This window comes from Mycolicibacterium monacense, from assembly GCF_010731575.1.
In the GTDB taxonomy this organism is placed as follows: domain Bacteria; phylum Actinomycetota; class Actinomycetes; order Mycobacteriales; family Mycobacteriaceae; genus Mycobacterium; species Mycobacterium monacense.
The window spans coordinates 3,678,144-3,699,972 of sequence record NZ_AP022617.1 but is presented as its reverse complement, the minus strand read 5'-3'; the positions used below and the strand labels follow the sequence as shown (position 1 = coordinate 3,699,972).

The following is a 21,829-nucleotide window of genomic DNA, read 5'->3' as shown; positions in this document are numbered from 1 at the left end:
TTCCTGGATACAGCCCCCTGGCTGGTCATCGGTGTGAGAATGCGCCTATGACCGGGGTCGGGCCGGGCGACCAGTGCAGCGTTCGCCCAATCGGCGAAACGCTGTCGCAGCTGCGGCTGCGTGAGCTGCTCACCGAGGTTCAGGACCGGGTCGAGGAGATCGTCGAGGGCCGGGACCGGCTCGACGGTCTGGTCGACGCGATGCTCACGGTCACCTCCGGACTCGACCTGGACGCCACCCTGCGCACCATCGTGCACACGGCCATCGAGCTGATCGACGCGCGTTACGGGGCACTGGGGGTGCGCGGACACGACCACGAGCTGGTCGAGTTCATCTACGAGGGCATCGACGAACCCACCCGGCTGGCGATCGGACCGCTGCCGCAGGGCCGGGGTGTCCTCGGCGTGCTGATCGACGACCCGCAGCCGATCCGGCTGGAAAACATCCACGACCATCCCGCCTCGGTCGGCTTCCCCGAGCACCACCCCCCGATGCGCACCTTCCTCGGTGTGCCGATCCGGATCCGGGATGAGGTCTTCGGCAACCTGTATCTGTCGGAGAAGACGTCCGGACAACCGTTCAGCGAGGACGACGAGGTGCTGACCCAGGCCCTCGCGGCCGCCGCAGGCATCGCGATCGACAACGCCCGTCTGTTCGAACAGTCCCGCACGCGCCAGGCGTGGATCGAGGCGACCCGAGACATCGCGACCGAGTTGCTCGGCGGCGCTGATCCCGCGCGGGTGTACCGCCTGGTGGCCGAGGAGTCGCTCAAGCTGACCCACGCCGACGTCGCGTTCGTCGCCGTGCCCGCCGACGGTGACGAGCTCGTCATCGCCGACGCCGCCGGGGATACCCGCACGGACCCATCGGTGGCGTCGCTGATCCCGTTGCAGGGCAACGATATCGGTGAGGCGTTCGTGGCGCGGACACCCCGGCTGGTCGAGGTGATCGCCGCGCAGACCGGCCTGCTCGACGACGCCGGCCCCGCGCTGATCCTGCCGATGAGGACGACCGAGGCGGTCGCCGGGGTGGTGGTGCTGCTGCGGCGCGCCGGGCGGCCGGCGTTCACCGCCGAGCAGTTGGAGATGATGGCGGCTTTCGTCGACCAGGCGGCGCTGGCCTGGCAGTCGGCGGTCGCCCAGCGCCGCATCCGCGAACTCGACGTCCTGACCGACCGCGATCGCATCGCCCGCGATCTGCACGATCAGGTGATCCAACGGCTGTTCGGGGTGGGGTTGACGCTGCAGGGCACGATTCCGCGCGCCCGGACGCCGGATGTGCAACGGCGGCTGATCGAATCCGTGGACGATCTGCAGGAGGTGATCCAGCAGATCCGCACGGCCATCTTCGACCTACAGGGCGGGTCGTCGGGCAGCACCCGGTTGCGCCAACGTCTCGACGAGGCCATCGCCCATCTCGCCGGCGCCGAACTGCGGACGACGGTTCAGTACGTCGGGCCGTTGTCCGTGGTCGGTGCCGAACTCGCCGACCATGCCGAAGCGGTGGTGTCCGAAGCGGTCAGCAACGCCGTGCGTCACGCGCAGGCGACCGAGCTCTCGGTGCTGGTGACGGTGGACGACGATCTGCGGATCGAGATCAGGGACAACGGCGTCGGGATCCCGGACAACCTCACCGAGAGCGGTCTGGCCAACCTGCGCCGGCGCGCCGAAGAGGTCGGCGGTGCTCTCACGATCGAACCCGCCGCCGGAGGCGGTACCTGCCTGAGCTGGACCGCCCCACTGACCTGAAAGGCGAACGCGCACCGGGATTCTCGGTCACCCGTAGGGTGCGCCGTCAAGGCACGAGACGACCTCCCGAAGTGGTCGGCGAGGGGTGGGCGGCAGCGGATCGGCATTCACCGGCGCCCAACCCACACGGAAAAGCAGCTGGGGGTAGGCGCTCTCGCCGAAGACGTCGGCCCGGACCGCGTCCCGGGTCTCGGGAATCTCGAGGGGTTCGGTCACCGGGCACGTCGCCAGCCCGAGCGCGGTCGCGGTGAGCAGCACCAGGCTGGTCGCCTCGCCGGCGCGAAGCCGCGAGAGGTCGTCGTCGCCCGCGGTACCGAGGGAGAGCAGCACGGCGTTGTCGTCGGCGGGATCGGCTTCCGCCGGCTGATCGAGTGCCGGACCGGCGAACAGCCGCCCGGGAACACGTGCCTCGGGGACGGACACGGGAGCATTGCGGGCGGGTACGCCGACGGTCGACGCGTGCCGTCCGCTCCACACCGACAGCTCGTCGCGGTAGTCCGGGTCGGACGCGTGGTCCCACACGGCTTTCGCCAAGACGGCCCGGAACGCGCTGGTGGTCTCCACCCGGCGCATCGTGACACCGGCTCTGGCGGCGCGGGCTCCCATCAGTGCGACATCACCGATGGCGACCGGCCAGGCGCTGAAATGCCTGCGGTCGGTGCGTCGCCGCGGAATCGCGGCGGCGAGGGCGATGTCGACCTCGCCCGGCGCCTGGCGGTGCATCTCGAGCGCGGCCAGGTGCAAGGGCTCAGCGGGGTTGGGGAACCGGTGGACCACCGACCGCCAGCCAAGTGCCGACAGCGCGATCACGCAGTGGTTCAACGCGGCGCCGCAGCTGATCAGGAGTTCGCGGCCATCGGGGTCGGTGTGGGACAGGTGCGGGGGTGTGTCCGCGTAGAGGTGGACGCTGTCCTCGCCGACGCGCCAACGCCACGGTTGCGAATTGTGGATCGAGGGCGCGCGAATCGCCAGCGACAGGGCCGCATGGATGGTGTCCCTGTCCGGACCGTACGTGGTCACGGTGGCGTCCCCACTGTGGACGGTGCGGATGCGGTCATGGCGTCCTCCCGAATCGTGAGAGTTCCTGAGCGGGAATACTTTCGACTACATCGCGCCTCCGCGTACGGCGATAGGGACCATCGGCCCGTACTCGGCGGCGAATGGCCCCCCGCCGCGGGTCAGGGTGTGGGCTCGTCCTCGGTGAGGGTGAAGTAGTTCTCCTCTTCCTGCACGAAGTGCAGCCGCAACAGGGCGTAGAGCCCGTACAGACACGCCAGCAGGTCGTCGACCTGGTCGGGTTCGACCGCGCCCGCCGATTCGGCGAGGCGGACATGCGTACCGATGCGGTCGGCGAGCCGTTTGATCTCGGCGTGGGTGCGGCTCATGGTGGCGGTGGCCTCACCGCTGCCCAGCGGGCGGGCCAACGCCGGATACAGCTCGTTCTCCTCGGCGAATTCGTGCGGCAGGATCCGGTCGGTGAGCAACCGGTGCACGGCCCTCAGCGAGTCCAATGCGGCCGCGTCCGGCGCCTCGGCCAGCCGGTCGGCGGCGTCGCGCAGCAGTGGGAGGGTTTCCCGGAGCTCGTCGTGTTCGGCCGCGAAGCGATGCAGCAGCTGCTCGGTCTCCGGCGGGAGATCCATTGCGGAGTCGGGGTTTCCGCGCAGCGCTCGCAGGGCATTGAGGATCACCGCCACGTCGATGCCCTCCTGCAGGAGGGCGCCGGCGGCGGGTGGCAGCCAGCCGAATGCGGCAACCACCATCGCCAGCAGCGACAGGCTCATGCCCACCACGGCGCTCTGAACGGCGATGCGCCGCGACCAGCGGGCCACGTCCATCGCATCGGCGAGGCGGTCGACGCGATCGGTCGTCAACACGACGTCGGCGGCCTCGGAGGACGCGGTCGCCCCGCGCGCACCCATCGCGACACCCACCGTGGCCGCGGCCAGTGCCGGAGCGTCGTTGATCCCGTCGCCCACCATCACCGTCACGGCGCGTTCGCGTTCGCCGCGGACCGCGGCGACCTTGTCGGCCGGTGACTGCTCGGCGTACACCTCGTCGAGTCCCAGCACGGTGGCGACCTCGCGGGCCGGTTCGGCGCGGTCACCGGTCAGCATCACCAACCGGTTCAGGCCCGCTGCCCGCAACCGGCGCATCGTCCGCGGTGCGTCGCGGCGCAACGGATCCCGCAACAGCACCGCGCCCACCGGTTCACCCGCGATGCTCACCCAGGAGATCGCGGCGCCGTCCAGACCTGCCCGGTTGAGCGCGCCGCGCTGCCAGCCGCTGACGGCGTTGCGGTCCGGCAGCTTTCCCACCGAGATGCGTTGGCCCTCGACGGTGGCGGTGACGCCGCGGCCCGGTTCTTCGAGCACGTCGCTGGGTAGTGACAGCGATTGACCGCGCTTGCGCGCCTCGGTGACGATGGCCTCGGCCAGTACGTGCGGGGAGAACTGATCCACCGACGCCGCCTGCCGCAGCAGCTCGGTCGGCTCGCGGCCGGGGGCGACGGCCACGTCGACGACCACCGGGCGGCCCATCGTCACGGTGCCCGTCTTGTCCATCACCAAAGTGGTTGCGTGTCCCAGGTTCTCGAGTGCACCGCCACTGCGGATGATCACCCCGCTTCGGGAGGCGCGCGACAATCCCGACACGATCGCGACCGGCGCCGCGAGGAGCAGCGGACACGGCGTGGCCACCACCAGGACCGCCACCGCCCGCACCGCCGAGCCGCTGACCAGCCACGCCGCGCCGGCGAGCACCAGCGTCAGCGGCAGGAACCAGGCGGCGTAGCGGTCGGCCAACCGCACGAGGGGTGCGCTTTCCGCGCCGGCCTGCCGGGCCAGTCGGACGATACCGGCATAGGTGCTGTCCTCGGCCGTGGCGGTGGCGCGCAGCTCGAACGCACCGCCGGCGTTCACCACACCGCTGCGGACCGGTTCGCCGACAGCGTGTTCGACCTGTAGCGGCTCACCGGTCAACGCCGACTCGTCCAGCACCGCCACCACGTCGAGCACCCGCCCGTCCACGGGCACCACCTCGCCCGGCCCGACCACCAACACGTCATCGGCGGCGACTTCGTCGAGCGGGATCACGCTGACCTGCCCGTCGGTCCGTCGCCGCGCGAACCGTGGGGCGCGTTCCAGCAGGGCGCGCAGGTCATGGCTGGCACGCCGCGTGGCGGCGGCATCCAGCGCACGGCCACCGGCCAGCATCACCGCGACCAGGGCGCCGGCCAGGTACTCGTGCACCAACAGGGTGCCGACGAGTGACAGCACCGCGATCACATCGACGCCGACCCGCCCCCGGCGCAATGCCGCGACCACCCAGACGACCGCCGGCACCACGGCGAGCACCGTCCCGGCGATCCAGCACAGGTCAGCGGCGGAACGCCATCCGGCCAGCCACGCGATACCGCCCGCGGCGAGCGCGACCACGGTGAGCACCACCAACGCGGGTTCGATCAGCGGGCGGAGGCGCGAAACCCACTGCGTCTGGGCGTCCATCACGAACCGACCGCGGCCCGGTGCCGTGTCCGTTGCGCTCGTGCGGCGATACCGCGCATCATCTTCTGCTCCATGATGAAGTGCGGGATGTCGAACCAGAAGTGCCCCACGGGTTTTCCGCTGCCGCGCACCAGAAGGCGGGTGCCCCCGCGCTCCGGCCGCAGGACGAAGGACCAGCACCCGCCTGCCCCGGTGCCGTCACGCACCCGGTCGAAGTCCGCGGGCGACATCAGGACGAGGTGCGATTCCGCGGCGACCGCGGCGACGATCTGGCGGGCCGCCGGACCGTAGCGGCGGGCCAGCCAGATGGTGTCACCCACCTGCAGGTCCTGCCATTCGGGGTGGATGACGTCGGCGTTGTGGATACCGGCGCCGACCGCACGCTCGAGGAGCCAGTAACTGTAGAAACCCCCGCGGTCCTCACCGATCTGCGCCAGCCACGGCCACACGTCCGAAACGGGTGCGTCGACGGTCACGGCGCGGGTGGTGCGGACGGGGTCACCGGCGACGAGCTCATCACCGGGCAGCGGTGCGGTCAGTTCCTCGTCGCGGGCCCCCCACGTGTATATCCAGGGTCGCGTACGAAAGTGGTAGAGCGCGGCGAGGCCGGCGAGCGCCAGCGCGTCGGCCAGGAGTGGTCGTTGCCTTCCCATACCTCGACCCTAGGAACGGCCTGGTCCGCTGCGCCAGGGTCGAAGGTCCCGCATTGCAGGGTTTTCAGGGGTTTTCGGGTGGTTCACAAACCGCTGGGATACGTCTCGGGGGTCTCGCCCGCCACCCATTCGCTGGTGACCTCCAGCGGCTCGAGCGCCCGCGTCCGGTCGATGTGGATGATGGCGTCGTACTGATCGGCGGGCCGCACGTGGTAGTAGTGGCTCTGCCGCTCGGTGGCCGGGAGGTAGATGACGCCGATCGCCCGGCCCAACCGCACCGTCGACAGCGGTTCCTCGGCGGCACGGTCGATCAACGCCGAGATGACGAACTCCGGCCGATCGGTTTCGTGGAACAGCTCTTCCACGCTGCCGTTCAGTGCAGGCCGGACGACCTTCCGCTCGGCGACACCGCCCCACTCACTGGCCGCGGTGACGGTGCCCGTGTAGGTGGTCAGGCCGATCAGGCGGCAGTCGTCGCCGAACCGTTGACGCGCCAGCTGCCCCAGGGTGAGCTGGCCGTCGGAGGACACCTCGGTGGCCCTGGCGTCACCGACGTGGGAGTTGTGCGCCCACAACACGATTCGTGCCGGGCCCGCGCCGGGGTGGCGATCGAGGTGGGTCAGCAGCGACTCCAGTGTTCTGGCCATGTGTTCGTCTCGCAGATTCCACGACGTCACACGGCCGCTGAACATCGCCCGGTAGTAGACCTCGGCGTCGCGGACGGTCTGGGCGTTCTGCTGGGCGTAGAACAACTCGTCCTCGGCGACCAGGCCGTCGTGGTGGAGGTAATCGATTGCGCTGTGGTGCATGTCGATCAGCTGATCGACCGCCTCACGCTCACAGGACAGACCCGCGCCGAAGGCGGCGGCGTAACCGTAGGCCTGACCGTCGTCGGCGGTCGCGTGGTCGAAGCAGGCGTAACGGCGGCGCGCACGATCTGCCGCGCGCGGGTCCACCCCGTCGAGATAGGAGATCACCTCTTCCATGGAGCGATGCAGGCTGTAGAGGTCCAGGCCGTAGAAGCCGGTCTGGCGCTGACCGAGGGATCGGCGCTGCCGATTGTGGGCCTGCAGCCACTCGGCGAAGTCCCGCACCACCACGTTGCGCCACATCCACGCCGGGAAGCGCTGGAATCCGCGCAACGCCGCGTCGGCGGTGGTGTCCTCGCCCTCGCCGCGGACGTACCGGTTGACCCGGTAGGCGTCGGGCCAGTCGGCTTCCGCGGCGACCGCGCAGAAGCCCTTCTGCTCGATGAGCCACCTGGTGATCGCGGCGCGGGCAGCGTAGAACTCGTGGGTCCCGTGTGAGCCCTCGCCGATCAGGACCACCCTGGCGTCACCGACGATCGCTTCCAGCGCGTCGAGTGGCGGCACGCCGCCCGGCGCGTCCACCGCACACCCACCCACGATGGCGGTCGGTGTCAGGGCGGCCGGCGCGGGTGTGGCGGCGCTGCCGGTCGTTGGGGTGGCGAGGTGCTCGCGGACTTCTTCGCCGCTTACCTGTCGGAAATCCCAATACGATTCACCGACAGCGACGAACGGCGTCGGCATGCTCGCGCAGACCAGATCGTCGGCGACGCCGAGTATCTCGTGGCAGGTCGACTCCGGCGCGGCGGGCACCGCGACCACGATCTCGGCCGGGCCGGCGTCACGCAGGGCCTGTATCGCCGCCATCATGCTGGCCCCGGTCGCCAGCCCGTCGTCGACGAGGACGACCGTCTTCCCGGACACGTCGAGCGGGGGACGCCCGGCCCGGTAGGCGGCTTCCCTGCGGAAGAGCTCGTGCCCTTCCCGCTCGGCGATGTCTCGGAGTTGCTGCGGGCTGACGCGCAGCGCGCGCACGATGTCGTCGTTGACCACGACGCGCCCGCCGGTGGCCAGCGCCCCCATCGCGAACTCCTCATGCCCCGGCGCCCCCAGCTTGCGCACGATGAACGCGTCCAGGGGAGCGCCGAGGGCCGCGGCCACCTCCCACGCGACCGGGACACCGCCGCGTGCCAGCCCCAGCACGATGACGTCATCTCGCCCGCGGTATGCGGTGAGCAGGTCCGCCAGCACCCGACCGGCCTCGCGGCGGTCGCGGAACACGCGCCGAGGGCTCTGCGGTGGGCGGGTCCGGGTCATCCTCGTCTGCTCATCCGTGACCGGGACGGTCAGTCCGTCGACTTGATCGTGACGTGCTTCTCCGGGCTGGCGGGCTCCTTGAGCGGCACGGTCACCGTGAGGATCCCCTTGTCGTAGCCGGCCGTGATGCCGTCCTCGTCCGCCGCTGCAGGCAGGGTCACCGAACGGGCGAAGGATCCGTAGGTGAACTCCGAACGGCCACGGGACTCCTTCTTCTCGCTGCGTTCGGTCTTGATGGTGAGAACACCGTCGCGCACGACGACGTCGATGTCCTTCTCGGGATCCACCCCGGGAATCTCGGCCTGCAGTTCGTACTTTCCGTCCTTGATGTCCTCTTCGACCTTGATGGGGTGCCCGCCGAGTACCGGGCGCAGATTCGCCCACGCCGGCAATCCGGCGAACAGATCGGAGATATCCGGCCAGGACGGGCGTTGATGCTGTTGCACAGCGACATTGCTCATGATCGCTCCTATGAGTCGGTGCTGATGACACCTTCATCCGACCAGGGTTGGATCGGCGTCCGATAGGGACGGAAGTCATCCCCGCGGGTGCCGTTCGCCAAGGGGACAATGGGCCCTAGTGGACGGCGGTGCGGTGGGGCAGGCTGGGACACATGACCAACGATGTGGTGAAGCTGGGCGCAGCGGCCGCCCTGCTCTACGCGGCGAGGCGCTACTTCCGCGACTGGGGCACCACGAAGGCGGAGTCCGGCAGCCACCTACCCGGTGATCGACTGGTCCACCCGCCGGTGCTGCAGGCCACCGAGGCGGTGTGGATCGACGCGCCCGCCGAGGCGACATGGCCGTGGCTGGTCCAGATGGGTCAGGACCGGGGCGGTCTCTACAGCTACGAGAGACTCGAGAAGACGCTCGGCCTGCAGTACCGCAACGCCGATCAGCTTCACGACGAGTGGCAGCACCTCGCGGAGGGGGACGGGATACGGCTGGTGCCGAAGGGCTGGTTGGGGCTGGACGACGGTGTCGAGATGCGGGTCGCCGAACTGGTCGAGGGCAAGACCATCGTGCTGTTCGCCGAACCGCCGGGGGTGCCGTGGACCGTGGTCTGGTCGTTCCATCTGATGCCCCGCGGAACGGACCGCTGCCGGTTGCTGATCAGGTCCCGCCTCGGATTGCGTCACCCCGGCGAGGTGATGCTCGCCGAACTGTTCGGGCCGGCAAGGGCGTTGCTCACCCGCGGGATCCTGCTCGGCATCAAGCGCCGCGCGGAGAGCCGCCGCCAGGCGGAGGCGGCCGCGGCGGCGGCGAGTGCAGAGGTTCACCGCGTCGGTTAGTGCACCAACCCGGGTCCGAAGATGAACCGCCTGCCGGTGACGGTCAGCGGCCGGATCCGGACGTAGTGCTGTTTCGTCGTCGAGGTCCAGGGAAGTAGTTGTCCCCGTTCGGCTTCGGCCAACTCGTCGTCGTCGTGGAGTATCTTGGCCACCCCCTTGACCACGACACTCCAGCCTTCGGCGACGTTGTGGTCGTCGGCCTCGAACAGCACATTGTGGTTGATGGCCGCGCTCACCAGTTTGGTGCCTTCGGCGGTGCGGAACAGCACGGTGCGGCGCTGGACGACGAAATTGACCGGGAAGATCTCGGGTTGGCCGTCGACGCTGGTGACGAGCCGGCCGAGGGTCACACTCGACAACAGGTTCCAGCAGTCGCTCTGGGGGAGGACGGAGACGGGCTTGGATTCATCGGACATGCTGCGACGCTATCGCGGTCCGCGCACAACAGGGTCGAAAGACCCCAGCGGCCGCAGCCGGTCGGGACGTTCGACCCGCAGGCTGGTGTCCTCCTGCCCTTACCCCCTGCCGTCGGGAACGACGACATTGGTTCCCGGATGGAAGGGGACGTCATGAAGGCCAAGGTGGGTGACTGGCTCGTCATCAAGGGAACGACGGTCGATCGGCACGACCAACGGGGTCTGATCACCGAGGTGCACTCCGAGGACGGCTCGCCGCCCTACGTGGTGCGCTGGCTGGACAGCGATCACCTGGCGACGGTGTTCCCGGGCCCCGACGCGGTGGTCCTGACCGCCGACGAGCAGCACGCCGCCGACGAACGGGCAAGCCGCCGTTTCGGGGCCGTGCAGTCGGAAATCCTCCACGGCGACGCGAATTAGTCGGCGTCCGGCCGGGGTGCAACGGCGGTGACGGCATCGCGGTGGCCCACCAGGGTCCGGCGGCGCGACGGGACGTTGGTGCCCTTCGATGCCGGCCGGATCGAGGCCGCCGTGCTGCGCGCCGCACGCGAAGTCGCCTGTGACGACCCGGACATGCCGGGTGCGGTGGCACGAACCGTGGCCGACACCCTGGGGCCGGGAACAGCCGATGTCGAGACCATCCAGGATTTCGTCGAGGCGCGGCTGGGGGAGGCCGGCCTCGACGATGTCGCCCGCGCCTACATCGTCTATCGCCGCGACCGCGCGGACCTGCGGGCGGCCAAGGCGCTGCTCGGGGTGCGCGACGAGCTCAAGCTGAGCCTGGCCGCGGTCACGGTGCTGCGGGAGCGCTACCTGCTGCGGGATCAGCGCGGCCGGCCGGTCGAATCGACGGGCGAGATGATGGACCGCGCGGCGCGTTGTGTCGCCGCTGCCGAAGACGCGTACGAACCCGGCTCGTCGGCCGAGTGGACCGATCGGTTCTCCCGCGGCCTGCGCGACCTGGAGTTCCTGCCGAACTCCCCGACACTGATGAACGCGGGCACCGATCTCGGGCTTCTCTCCGGGTGTTTCGTCCTGCCGGTCGAGGATTCGCTTCGCTCGATCTTCGCGACGTTGGCCAAGGCCGCCGAGATCCAGCGCGCCGGCGGGGGAACGGGGTTCTCCTTCAGCCGCATCCGCCCCGACGGTGACCCCATCACCACGACGACCGGGTCGGCCTGTGGCCCCGTGCCGTTTGTCGGCCTCTTCGACGCTGCCGCACAAGTGGTTTCGCTGGGCGGGCGCCGCCGGGGTGCGTGTATGGCGGTGCTCGACGTGTCGCATCCGGACATCTACGACTTCATCGCGAGCAAGAGCGGGTCCACCGCGAAGCTGCCGCATTTCAACCTCTCGATCGGCGTCGGCGACGCCTTCATGCGTGCGGTGGAAAGCGGCGGGATGCATCGGCTGGTCAATCCGCGAACCGGCAAGACGGCCGCACGGGTGCGCGCCGACGAGTTGTTCGCCGCGATCTGCGAGGCCGCGAACCACGGGGGCGACCCCGGCCTGGTCTTCCTGGACACGATCAACCGGGCCAACCCGGTGCCGCAACGGGGCCGGATCGAGGCCACGAATCCCTGTGGTGAGGTCCCGCTGCTGCCGTATGAGTCGTGCAACCTCGGCTCGGTCAACCTCACCCGGATGCTCACCGGCGACGAGGTCGACTGGACACGGCTCACCGCGGTCACCGAGATGGCGGTCCGCTTCCTCGACGACGTCATCGACGTCAGCCGGTATCCGTTCGCCGAGCTGGGCGAGGCGACCCGAGCCACCCGCAAGATCGGTCTGGGTGTCATGGGGTTGGCCGAGATGCTGGCGCGACTGGGAATTCCCTACGACAGTGAGGAGGCGCTGCGGCTGACCGATCGGGTGATGCGCCACATCCAGCGAGCGGCGCACCGTGCCTCGCGCCGGCTGGCCGAAGACCGGGGGCCCTTCCCCGCCTTCCCGGACAGTCGGCTCGTGCGGTCCGGGCCGCGCCGCAACGCACAGGTCACGTCCGTGGCGCCCACGGGCACCATCTCGCTGATCGCAGGCACCACCGCCGGGATCGAGCCGATGTTCGCCATCGCCTACACGCGCGCGATCCTGGGACGCCATTTGCTCGAGGTGAACCCGACGTTCGACCGGTTGGCCCGCGACCGCGGTTTCTACCGCGATGAACTGATCACCGAGATCGCGGAGCGTGGGGGCGTGCGGCGGTGCCCGTCGCTTCCGGCCGAGGTGCGGTCCGCCTTCCCGACCGCCACCGAGATCTCTCCCGACTGGCATCTACGCATGCAGGCGGTCGTCCAGCGACACGTCGACGCGGCAGTGTCGAAGACGGTCAACCTGCCGTCCACGGCCACACCGGCCGACGTCCGCGACATCTACCTCAAGGCGTGGAAAGCGAAGGTCAAGGGCGTCACGGTGTACCGGTACGGCAGCCGGGAAGATCAGGTGCTGACCTTCGCCGCGCCGCCCGGGATGCCGGTCCAGGCGCCGGCCGACTTCAGCGGCGGCTGTGCGCAGCGCTCCTGTGAGTTCTGAACTCAGTCTTCTTCTGTTTCTTCGTCCTCGTCGATGACGTGGACCGCCGCCTCCTCCGCGGAGGCCGCGGCCCCGTCGATGCCGACGTCCTCGGCGACCAGGTCGGCCTCGGTGTCCTCACCGAAACCCTGATCCGGTGCCAGGAGCCGGCCCGCGCGCCGTCCGCCGACCTCATCTCGCCGTGGGAACTCGACGTCGCGCTCCGTCTCGTCGAGCAGGTCCGCGGTCTCGGGCTCCTCCTCCGCCAGCTTCTGGTCCAGGGTCTCCCCGGGTCCGAATGCGCCTGGCGCATAGGGCCGTTCGGGCGGCGAATAACCCTCGTCCAGGGGGTCGACGCCGGCGCGGTCGACGAGCGTGTCCTCGGCCGGCAACTGGTCTTCCTCTTCGCCGCTGTATTCACCCGCCGCGGGTCCGGTCACGTATCGGAAAGGGTCGGTGGTCATGTTTCCTCCTCTGGAAGGTGCCGGCTGGCGAAACCTTGCTCGCCGCGAATCGAGGGGGTGTCGGAACGCGTCACGAACTCGAGTGTGCCGCGAAGCGGTGCGGTCCGATACGGGCCAAAGTCCCTTCTGCGGCCGGCCGAAGGGATCCGGTGTGAGCGCGGACGGCCGGTCAGGGACTTTCGGCCCTGACGAGCGGTGACCTTTTCCGCGGCACAGCGGTCCTCGGACGCTACGGCCGCACCTCGATGAGCGCGAAAGCTGGTGACGACGGCGCGGCGGGAGGAACGGAAATCATGAGCGATGCAGCGCAATTCTCCTCGGTGTTGGTCGGGATCGACGGATCCGACGCGGCCATCGGCGCCGCCACATGGGCGGTGGAAGAAGCCGTCAGCCGATCGGTGCCCCTGGTGCTCATCGGCGTGATGCCATCCATCCATCCGTCCGCCGAGGAGTACCAGCGGGAACTGCACCACGCGGATGTCTCGCTGCGGGCCGCGCGCGCTGCGGTCGAGGCGACCGGTCGTCCGGTGAAGGTGGACACCGACATCGCGACGGGTCAGCCCGCGGCGGTGCTCATCGCCCGGTCCCGGGATGCGGAGCTCGTGTGCGTCGGCTCGGTCGGTATCGGCCGATACGAGAGATCCATACTCGGTTCCACGGCAACAGATCTCGCCGAGCAGGCGCACTGCCCGGTGGCGGTGATCCGCCCTTCCCACAGCGGCGGTCCGAGCGATATCCACTGGATCGTCGCCGCGACGAACGGCACACCCGACGACGAGGCGGTCATCGAGGGTGCGATGCGCGAGGCGCGACTCCGCCGGCTACCGGTGCTCCTCCTCGGCCGGCAGCCCCGGCACGGTGACGGAGGCGACGAACTCGACCGGACCGTCGCGCTCTGGCGGAAGCGCTTCGACGACGTGCACATCTATCCCGTCGCCTTCCACGGGGACGTCGCGCACTTCGTCCGCGAGCACGACGAACCGATCGAAATGGCGGTGGTGGGCGCCGCCGACGCCAGTGAACTCGCGGGGATCCTGGGCCGGCACGGCCGTTCGTCGGTTCTCGTGATCCGGAGCCGACCGGACGGGTCAGCCGGCTCGGGTCAGGGTGCCGGCTCGGGTCAGGGTGCCTGAGTGCGGTGACCGGCCGGTGCGGCCGTCAACCGGACGAAGCGCTCGATGCCGAACCGTTCGAATGTTCGCCTGCGCCGCGCCGACAGGTGCGGCGCCGCGGTCGCCGCGTCGATCACCTGCGGGTCGACGACCTCGACCGTCCGGCCGCCGGACACGATGGTCGCCCGCCCGGCGGTCACGACGTTGCGCAACCAGTCGACGTCGGTGCCGTACGGCAGAGGGATCACGAAGCCGTCCGCCACCTGCTCGGCCACCACCGGGGTGGTGTAGGTCTTCCCCGACCGGCGCCCGGTGTGGCGGATGACGGACGCGTACCAGTGCTTTCGGCCGGCCGGCAGCCGCATCACCGGATTGAGGACGTACTTGTTAAACGTGCGCACCACGTCCCTGGCCCTGGTCTTCACACCGTCGCTCATACACCGATGTTGGCCGCTTGATACTGCGGCGAACAGGGCCCACCGGCCGGCCGGTGAGGGGACTTGAGGCTCCTGTCGACCGTTGTGGTGACTTTCGTCTCTATTTGCAGCCACGTGGCGTCCCAAACGATGAATGACAACTGCATGACCGAGAGGAAACGTCATGGGACGCACCGATCACATCAAGCCGACATCTGGTCAGATCGACGATGTCGCGTGGCAGTTCCTCCGGTCGGAATTCACCGGCTCCATCTACGCGGACTGGCCGATCGACCGCCGCCTCGACGCTTTCCTGCTTCACCACGGCCACCGCTGGTTGCATGACGACGGCTCTGCCTACAGCGCACTTCTCGACCGCGTCATGGACAACATCGCACCGGCTGTGCGCATCGGAGTCCTCGCCTCAGCGGAGGAGCTGACATCATGATCATCAACAAGACCGCCGACGATTGGCGGGTCACCCCGAACTTCACCGATTACGACCAGACTCGCGCCGCGTTCGAGTGGGCGGCGGTGCCCGATCTCTGTGCGGACATGGGGGCCAACGGCTGCAACATCGCCTATGCGGCGGTCGACCGGCATGCCGACGGGCCGGCGGGCTCCCGGACGGCACTGCGGTTCGTATCCGAGACCGACCAGAGCGGTGAACTGTCGACCCGTGACCTCAGCTACAGCGAACTCGGTCGTCACACCCGACGATTCAGCAATGCCCTGCGATCTCTGGGTATCGAGAAGGGCGGTCGTGTCTTCACGCTGATGGGCCGCTGCCCCGAGCTGTACATCACCCTTCTCGGCGCACTCCGCAACGGTAGCGTGGTCTCCCCGTTGTTCTCGGCATTCGGTCCGGAACCCATCGTGACCCGGCTCGGTATCGGTGAAGCCGACGTCCTCGTGACGACCAGAGCGCTGTACCGCAAGAAGGTGGCCCCGGTTCTGGACCGGCTACCCGAGCTCCGGTACGTGTTCGTGATCGACGACCGCGCCGGCGACCAGCACACCCCTGGAACACTCGACTTCTGGCAGTGGATGGACGCCTCCGACGACGACGCGCCGATCGAGCACACCACGGCCGACGACCCGGCTCTGCTGCATTTCACCAGCGGAACCACAGGGACGCCCAAAGGCGCTCTGCACGTGCACGGGGCAGTCGCGATGCATTACATCACCGGCCTGTACGCGCTCGATCTCCATGCCGACGACATCTACTGGTGCACTGCGGATCCCGGCTGGGTGACGGGGATGTCCTACGGGGTCATCGCACCACTGCTGCACGGGATCACATCCGTGGTCGACGAAGGGGAGTTCGATGCCGAGCGCTGGTACCGGATCCTGTAGTCCCAGCAGGTCACCGTCTGGTACACCGCCCCGACGGCCATACGTCTTCTGATCAAGGCCGGTCCTGAACTGGCTGCGCGCTTCGAGTTCCCGCGTCTACGGTTCGTCGCCAGTGTCGGCGAACCGCTCAACGCAGAAGCCGTGTGGTGGGGAAAGCGGGTGCTGGGGCTGCCCATTCACGACAACTGGTGGCAGACCGAGACCGGTGGGATCATGATCGCGAACACACCGGCCTTCGACATCAAACCCGGCTCGATGGGCCGGCCGTTACCCGGGGTCGACGCGTACGTGGTGCACCGTGCCGCGGACGGCACTGTCTCGGTCGTCGACGAGCCGGATGTTCGGGGCGAGCTGGCCCTGAGGCCGGGATGGCCCTCGATGTTCCGTGGATACCTGCGTCAGGACCAGCGCTATCGCGACAGTTTCGCCGGAGGCCTGTACCTCACCGGCGACATCGTCAAACGTGACGCCGACGGCTACTTCTGGTTCATGGGACGTGCCGACGACGACGTGATCAAGTCGGCCGGCCATCTGATCGGCCCCTTCGAGGTGGAGAACGCGCTGACCGATCACCCGGCGGTGGCCGAGGCAGCGGTCATCGGCCTGCCCGACGACACCGTGGGTGAACGGGTGAAGGCGTTCGTCACGCTCAAGGACGGTTTCACCGCGGAGGAGGAGTTGCGGTCGGCGTTGTTGGCGCATGCCCGAAAGCGGTTGGGAGCAGCCGTGGCCCCCAAGGAGATCGAGTTTGCCGACGCGCTACCCCACACCCGCAGCGGCAAGATCATGCGCCGACTGCTCAAAGCCCGTGAACTGGGCCTGCCCGAGGGTGACACATCGACGATCGAGTCGGGCAGCGGGTCGGATACCGAGGCGGTGACGCTGTGATCGATGCAGTTCTCGCCCGAGAGCTCCTGTCCGGCATGGTGCGTGTGCGCCGGATGGAAGAAGAGTGCGCAAAGCTCTACGGTGACGGCAAGATTCGCGGGTTCCTCCACCTCTATGCCGGGGAGGAGGCGGTAGCAGCGGGCTCACTGCGGGCGTTGCGTCCCGAGGACGCCGTGGTGGGCACCTACCGTGAACACGCCCACGCGCTTCTCCGGGGCGTGCCGATGACGTCGATCATGGCCGAGATGTTCGGCAAGCAGGAGGGCTGCTCACGTGGGCGTGGTGGATCGATGCACCTTTTCGACGCCGGGACGCGGTTCTACGGCGGGAACGCGATCGTCGGTGGCGGATTGCCGCTTGCGACGGGGCTCGCCCTCGCCGATGCACAACAACGACGGCGCCGGATCACGGCCTGCTTCTTCGGGGACGGCGCCGTAGCCGAGGGAGTCTTCCACGAATCGCTCAACATGGCCGCGCTGTGGCGGCTACCCGTCCTGTTCTGCTGCGAGAACAACCTCTACGCCATGGGCACCGCGCTGGAACGGGCTCAGTCGCAGACCGACCTCGCCGCGAAGGCGGCGTCCTACAAGGTCCCGACCGCGACGGTCGACGGTATGGATGTGCTCGCGTGTCATACGGCGACAGTGCAGGCCGCCGACCACATCCGTGACACCGGTGGACCCTTCTTCATCGAGTTCCGCACATACCGTTTCCGGGCCCATTCGATGTTCGATCCTGAGCTGTACCGCGACAAGGCCGAGGTGGACGTGTGGCGTACCCGCGACCCGATCACGACGTTCACCGATCGATGCGCCAACGAGGGTGTGCTGGACGCGCAGTGTGTCCGGGAGATCGAGCAAGCCGCGGAAAACGAAGTGCAAGAGGCTGTCTCATTCGCCGAGGCCGGAACGTGGGAGGACATCGGCGATCTCGAACGTGACGTGCTCACCCCGGCACCGAGGAGCATCCGATGAAGACCAGTTACCGCGCCGCCGTGCACGACGCCCTGCGCGACGCTCTGCGCGACGACGACAGGGTGCTACTCATGGGTGAGGACGTCGGTCGCTACGGCGGCACTTATGCCGCGTCGAAAGGCTTGCTGGAGGAATTCGGACCGGAGCGGGTCCGCGACACCCCGTTGTCGGAGCTCGGCTTCGTCGGAGTCGGAATCGGCGCCGCGCTGGGCGGATTGCGTCCCATCATCGAGATCATGACGGTGAATTTCAGCCTGCTCGCGCTCGATCAGATCGTCAACACCGCTGCGGCGCTCAGGCATATGTCCGGTGGACAATTCTCGGTGCCGATCGTGGTGCGGATGGCCACCGGAGCCGGCAGGCAGCTGGCGGCCCAGCACTCACACAGCTTGGAGTGCTGGTATGCACACATCCCGGGGATCAAGGTCGTGGCACCCGCGACGGTGGAGGACGCCTACGGCATGATGACCACCGCGCTGGCAGACCCGGACCCGGTGATCGTGTTCGAGCATGTCGCGCTTTACAACTCGTCGGCGGATGGCACGACGCTGCACGCCACCGACATAAGGCATGCGGCGGTTCGTCGCTCCGGATCCGACGTCACCCTGATCACCTACGGTGGGTCGCTGCCGAAGACGCTCGACGCTGCCGACCAACTCGCACTCGCCGGCATCGACTGCGAGGTGATCGACCTCCGGGTACTGCGGCCGCTGGACACGGCCACCTTCGTGGAGTCCGTGCGCAGGACCCACCGCGCCGTCGTGGTCGACGAGGCGTGGAAAACCGGAAGTCTGGCCGCCGAAATCAGTGCCCAGATCGTCGAGAACGCCTTCTACGATCTCGATGCGCCCGTGGCGAGGGTGTGCGGTGCAGAAGTCCCGGTGCCCTATGCCAAGCACCTCGAGCAGGCCGCCCTACCGCAGGCCGGTCAGATTGCGACCGCGGTCAGGGACCTCTGCGGCGGCCCAGCATGACCGAGTTCCGGATGCCCGCGCTCGGCTCGGACATGGACGAGGGGACCCTCGACCAATGGCTGGTCAAACCGGGCGACACCGTCACCCGGGGCCAGGTCGTGGCGGTGGTCGAGACCACCAAGGCCGCCGTCGAGGTCGAATGCTGGCAGGAGGGGACCGTCGACCGCCTCCTGGTGCCCGAAGGCCAGACCGTCCGGGTCGGAACGCCGCTGGCCACGCTGCTGGCTCCGGGCGAAACACCCGCACCGACTGCACCGGCGGTGCCTCGCACGATGCGGGAATCGCCGGTGGCCGTCGAGAGACCAGAAGGCGCAGGCAGGCCTGCTCCGGCCGCGGGGCCAGCCATCGCGACCCGGCCGCATCGCCGGTGGGTCTCCCCGGCGGCCCGCCGCGTGGCAGCGACGCTGGACATCGACGCCGATACCCTCACCGGCACCGGTCCGCAGGGCGCGGTCACCATTCGCGACGTGGAACAGGCGGCAGCGTCGAGGAAGCAGCCGGCCGGCGGGCGAACCGTACGGGATCGGTCCGTGGCGATGCGCGCGTCGATCGCCGCGGCGATGAGCCGGTCGAAGCGCGAGATTCCGCACTACTACCTGGCCGACGAAGTCCTCATGGACCCGGCGCTGGCATGGCTGGCTGAGCGCAACGCCGCGCGATCCATCACCGAACGGGTGTTGCCGGCGGTGCTGCAGATCAAGGCCGTCGCGGCGGCAGCGGACCGCTTTCCCGAGTTCAACGGCTTCTGGCGCGACGACGCGTTCGTCGGTGCCGACGGCGTCCACGTCGGTGTCGCCATCTCACTTCGCGGTGGGGGCCTGGTCGCACCCGCGATCCACGACGTCCCCGACAGGAGCCTCGACGACCTCATGGGGGCCCTGACCGACCTGGTGGCGCGCGCCCGGGCCGGCTCGCTGCGCAGTTCGGAGATGTCTGATCCCTCCATCACGATCACCAACCTGGGCGACCAGGGGGTGGACACGGTGTTCGGCGTCATCTATCCGCCACAGGTCGCCCTGGTGGGCTTCGGCAAGCCGGTGCAACGGGTATGTGCCGTCGACGGTGGTATTCGTATCGCGACCGCGCTGACCGCCACTCTGGCAGCGGATCACCGGGCCAGCGATGGACACCGCGGTGCGCTCTTCCTCGCCGCGATCAACGAGATCCTGCAGCAGCCGCAGAAGTTGGAGAAGTGACGCAGTGACGAAGAGCGAGCAGCAGATCCGCGATGACGTCGTGGCCGTGTTGACCAGGATCGCACCGGAGGTGGAGGCCGACCAGTTGGAGGAGAATGAGCCGCTCCGCGAGCAAGTCGACCTCGATTCCATGGACTGGCTCAACTTCCTTGTCGGTGTCCACAAACAGTTCGATGTCGAGATCCCCGAGTCCGACTACGCGAAACTGCGAACAGTGGCGAGCATCGTGCGCTACATCGAAGAGCGCCGACCGGGATCGGCGTGAGGCCCGACGACCGGGGACCGCGGTTGAGGTGACCAATGACCCTGTTCCCGGCCTGTGAATCCGGGTATGAATCGTCATGTGAACAGAAAAGGCTCTGCGCCAGTCGATCTCGACGTCGATGTCACCACCGACGGTGACCTCCCGGGCGCCGTCGAATACGCCAGGGCCAAGATCGGCCGACTGGGCCGCGTCGCCGACCGCCCGGTGCTCGCCGCCCGCGTCCGACTGACCAGACGCGCGGACCCGGCCGTGGAGCGGCCTGTCGTCGCGCAGGCCAACCTCGACGTGGAAGGCCGGCTGGTACGCGCACAGGTCGAGGGAGCCACCGCCCATGAGGCGATCGACCGGCTCGAGGGCCGACTGCGGCGGCGGCTCGAGCGGGTGGCCCGGCACTGGGAGGCGCGGCGGGGCGGACTGCCGACCGGCGAGCCGAACGAGTGGCGCCACCAGTCCGAACCCGAACACCGCCCCGGGCACTTCCCCCGGCCGGCCGACGACCGTCAGGTGTTGCGCCGCAAGTCCTTCACCCTGCGCGCGTGCACGGTCGACGAGGCGGTGGAGGAGCTGGAACTGCTCGACTACGACTTCCATCTGTTCACCGAGAAGGCCACCGGGTACGCGGCCGTGCTGTACCGGGGCGGGGAGACCGGATACCGCGTTGCGCTCGTGACACCCTGTGCGCGAGAGGAATTGGCACCGTTCGATTCGCCGGTGACGATCAGCGACCTGCCGGTGGCCTGCCTGGCGACGGCGCAGGCCGTGGACCGTCTGAACCTGTCCGGGCAGCCGTTCCTGTTCTTCGTCGACGCTGCCGAGGGACGTGCCTGCGTGCTCTATCACCGCTACGACGGCCACTACGGCCTGATCACACCGGCGGGATAGGGGCGTGGGTTCCCGCACCATGCATGCCTGGCGGATGCGCGTCCCGGGACCGATAGCCACCCATCCGCTCGAATCGGTCACCACCGAGGTGCCCGAACCCGGGCACGGTGAACTCCTGATCGCCGTGCGGGCATGCGGTGTGTGCCGCACCGATCTGCACATCGCGGAGGGCGATCTGCCCGTCCACCGTCCGCACGTGACGCCCGGACACGAGGTCGTGGGGGAGGTCGTCGGCATCGGTCCGGACACGGACCCGGGTTTCGCGGTCGGGGACCGGGTGGGGGTGGCGTGGCTCAGGCACACCTGCGGACGGTGCCGCTTCTGTGAGCGCGGACAGGAGAACCTGTGCCCGCACTCGCGGTACACGGGGTGGGACGCCGACGGTGGCTACGCCGAATTCACCACAGCCCCAGCGGCTTTCGTCCACCGGCTGCCGGTCGGGTACACCGACGCCGAGCTGGCCCCGCTGTTGTGTGCCGGCATCATCGGATACCGGTCGCTCCTGCGCGCGGACCTGCCGCCGGGCGGCCGGCTGGGCATCTACGGGTTCGGTGGCAGCGCCCACATCACCGCGCAGGTGGCGCTGGCCCAGGGCGCCGAGGTCCACGTCATGACCCGAGGAGAGCACGCACGGGAGCTGGCCCGGGCGCTGGGCGCCGCGTCGGTGCAGGGTGCCGGCGACCCGCCCCCGGTCGAACTGGATGCCGCGATCCTCTTCGCCCCGGTGGGCGATCTGGTGTTACCCGCGCTCGAGGGTCTCGACCGCGGGGGAACGCTCGCCATCGCGGGCATCCACCTCAGCGACATCCCGGCACTGGACTACCAGCGTCACCTGTTCCAGGAGCGTCAGGTGCGGTCGGTGACCGCCAACACCCGCGCCGACGCGCGAGCGTTCCTCGAATTCGCCGGCCGCCATCACATCGAGGTGACGACGCCGGAGTACCCGCTGGGCCGTGCGGATGATGCGCTCGCAGACCTGGCGGCCGGCCGAATCGCCGGCGCGGCGGTCCTGCTCGTCTGACCGCGCACCGGATAGGACCACCGGCAGCACACCCGGGAC

The 21,829-nt window shown here is 69.0% G+C and carries 20 protein-coding genes and 1 pseudogene; 13 read left to right on the top strand and 8 right to left on the bottom strand.

What is annotated here, in order from left to right:
• The first annotated feature begins 47 nt into the window (after nt 1-47).
• Nucleotides 48-1,748, top strand: coding sequence for a sensor histidine kinase (locus G6N49_RS17740; RefSeq protein ID WP_011558492.1), 1,701 nt, complete (start codon nt 48-50; stop codon nt 1,746-1,748).
• A gap of 27 nt (nt 1,749-1,775) precedes the next feature.
• On the opposite strand, the gene G6N49_RS17735 is transcribed toward G6N49_RS17740, so the two are convergent.
• The 5 genes from G6N49_RS17735 to G6N49_RS17715 form a co-directional block, all read right to left on the bottom strand.
• Nucleotides 1,776-2,768: an Acg family FMN-binding oxidoreductase gene (locus G6N49_RS17735; protein WP_011558493.1), complete on the bottom strand. Its 993-nt coding sequence runs from the start codon at nt 2,766-2,768 to the stop codon at nt 1,776-1,778.
• A gap of 158 nt (nt 2,769-2,926) precedes the next feature.
• Entirely contained in the window at nt 2,927-5,251 is a 2,325-nt protein-coding gene (locus tag G6N49_RS17730) for a heavy metal translocating P-type ATPase (RefSeq protein WP_064916074.1), read from the bottom strand.
• Nucleotides 5,251-5,904, bottom strand: a complete 654-nt coding sequence (locus tag G6N49_RS17725) for a hypothetical protein (RefSeq protein ID WP_064916073.1) — start codon at nt 5,902-5,904, stop codon at nt 5,251-5,253. Before G6N49_RS17725 ends, G6N49_RS17730 begins: the two co-directional genes overlap by 1 nt.
• Before the next feature lie 83 nt (nt 5,905-5,987).
• The gene (locus G6N49_RS17720; RefSeq protein WP_083044975.1) at nt 5,988-8,027 is read right to left on the bottom strand and encodes an erythromycin esterase family protein; all 2,040 of its coding nucleotides are present in this window, start codon (nt 8,025-8,027) and stop codon (nt 5,988-5,990) included.
• A 29-nt stretch (nt 8,028-8,056) separates the two neighbouring features.
• Nucleotides 8,057-8,488: an Hsp20/alpha crystallin family protein gene (locus G6N49_RS17715; RefSeq protein ID WP_011854847.1), complete on the bottom strand. Its 432-nt coding sequence runs from the start codon at nt 8,486-8,488 to the stop codon at nt 8,057-8,059.
• Between the two features lie 152 nt (nt 8,489-8,640).
• On the opposite strand from G6N49_RS17715, the gene G6N49_RS17710 reads away from it, so the two are divergent.
• A complete protein-coding gene (locus tag G6N49_RS17710) occupies nt 8,641-9,318 on the top strand; it encodes a hypothetical protein (RefSeq protein ID WP_011558497.1) in 678 nt (225 codons plus the stop codon).
• Here the strand turns inward: G6N49_RS17710 and G6N49_RS17705 are convergent.
• Nucleotides 9,315-9,734, bottom strand: coding sequence for a pyridoxamine 5'-phosphate oxidase family protein (locus G6N49_RS17705; RefSeq protein ID WP_011558498.1), 420 nt, complete (start codon nt 9,732-9,734; stop codon nt 9,315-9,317). The two genes, G6N49_RS17710 and G6N49_RS17705, sit on opposite strands and share 4 nt — an antisense overlap.
• 153 nt (nt 9,735-9,887) lie before the next feature.
• On the opposite strand from G6N49_RS17705, the gene G6N49_RS17700 reads away from it, so the two are divergent.
• Entirely contained in the window at nt 9,888-10,154 is a 267-nt protein-coding gene (locus tag G6N49_RS17700) for a DUF1918 domain-containing protein (protein WP_011768099.1), read from the top strand.
• 27 nt (nt 10,155-10,181) lie between these two features.
• Nucleotides 10,182-12,263 (top strand): adenosylcobalamin-dependent ribonucleoside-diphosphate reductase, encoded by a 2,082-nt coding sequence (locus G6N49_RS17695; protein WP_064874209.1) that lies wholly within the window; start codon nt 10,182-10,184, stop codon nt 12,261-12,263.
• A 2-nt stretch (nt 12,264-12,265) separates the two neighbouring features.
• On the opposite strand, the gene G6N49_RS17690 is transcribed toward G6N49_RS17695, so the two are convergent.
• Complete coding sequence (locus tag G6N49_RS17690; protein WP_064874211.1) at nt 12,266-12,706, bottom strand: DUF5709 domain-containing protein; 441 nt, start codon at nt 12,704-12,706, stop codon at nt 12,266-12,268.
• Between the two features lie 293 nt (nt 12,707-12,999).
• Between G6N49_RS17690 and G6N49_RS17685 the strand changes: the two genes are divergently transcribed.
• A complete protein-coding gene (locus G6N49_RS17685) occupies nt 13,000-13,839 on the top strand; it encodes a universal stress protein (RefSeq protein WP_083044976.1) in 840 nt (279 codons plus the stop codon).
• Here G6N49_RS17685 and G6N49_RS17680 read toward each other — a convergent pair.
• Nucleotides 13,827-14,255, bottom strand: a complete 429-nt coding sequence (locus tag G6N49_RS17680) for a nitroreductase family deazaflavin-dependent oxidoreductase (RefSeq protein WP_011854851.1) — start codon at nt 14,253-14,255, stop codon at nt 13,827-13,829. The genes G6N49_RS17685 and G6N49_RS17680 overlap by 13 nt on opposite strands.
• Nucleotides 14,256-14,418: 163 nt before the next feature.
• Between G6N49_RS17680 and G6N49_RS17675 the strand changes: the two genes are divergently transcribed.
• From G6N49_RS17675 to G6N49_RS17640, 8 genes and pseudogenes are all read left to right on the top strand, one after another.
• Entirely contained in the window at nt 14,419-14,682 is a 264-nt protein-coding gene (locus G6N49_RS17675) for a hypothetical protein (protein ID WP_064874217.1), read from the top strand.
• A pseudogene (acsA, locus tag G6N49_RS17670) lies at nt 14,679-16,478 on the top strand (acetate--CoA ligase). Before G6N49_RS17675 ends, acsA begins: the two are co-directional and overlap by 4 nt.
• The gene (gene pdhA / locus G6N49_RS17665) at nt 16,475-17,452 is read left to right on the top strand and encodes a pyruvate dehydrogenase (acetyl-transferring) E1 component subunit alpha (RefSeq protein ID WP_083044977.1); all 978 of its coding nucleotides are present in this window, start codon (nt 16,475-16,477) and stop codon (nt 17,450-17,452) included. The pseudogene acsA and the gene pdhA overlap by 4 nt, the downstream one beginning before the upstream one ends.
• Nucleotides 17,449-18,426, top strand: a complete 978-nt coding sequence (locus G6N49_RS17660; RefSeq protein ID WP_011558506.1) for an alpha-ketoacid dehydrogenase subunit beta — start codon at nt 17,449-17,451, stop codon at nt 18,424-18,426. The genes pdhA and G6N49_RS17660 overlap by 4 nt, the downstream gene beginning before the upstream one ends.
• A complete protein-coding gene (locus G6N49_RS17655; protein WP_083044978.1) occupies nt 18,423-19,622 on the top strand; it encodes a dihydrolipoamide acetyltransferase family protein in 1,200 nt (399 codons plus the stop codon). Before G6N49_RS17660 ends, G6N49_RS17655 begins: the two co-directional genes overlap by 4 nt.
• A gap of 4 nt (nt 19,623-19,626) precedes the next feature.
• Nucleotides 19,627-19,887 carry an acyl carrier protein gene (locus tag G6N49_RS17650; protein ID WP_011558508.1) on the top strand — a complete coding sequence of 87 codons (261 nt, stop codon included), beginning with the start codon at nt 19,627-19,629 and terminating at the stop codon, nt 19,885-19,887.
• A gap of 78 nt (nt 19,888-19,965) precedes the next feature.
• Nucleotides 19,966-20,769 carry a sigma 54 modulation/S30EA ribosomal C-terminal domain-containing protein gene (locus G6N49_RS17645; RefSeq protein ID WP_407665043.1) on the top strand — a complete coding sequence of 268 codons (804 nt, stop codon included), beginning with the start codon at nt 19,966-19,968 and terminating at the stop codon, nt 20,767-20,769.
• 19 nt (nt 20,770-20,788) lie between these two features.
• On the top strand, nt 20,789-21,790 hold the full coding sequence (locus G6N49_RS17640; RefSeq protein ID WP_179967851.1) for a zinc-binding alcohol dehydrogenase family protein: 1,002 nt from the start codon (nt 20,789-20,791) through the stop codon (nt 21,788-21,790).
• Nucleotides 21,791-21,829 lie beyond the last annotated feature (39 nt).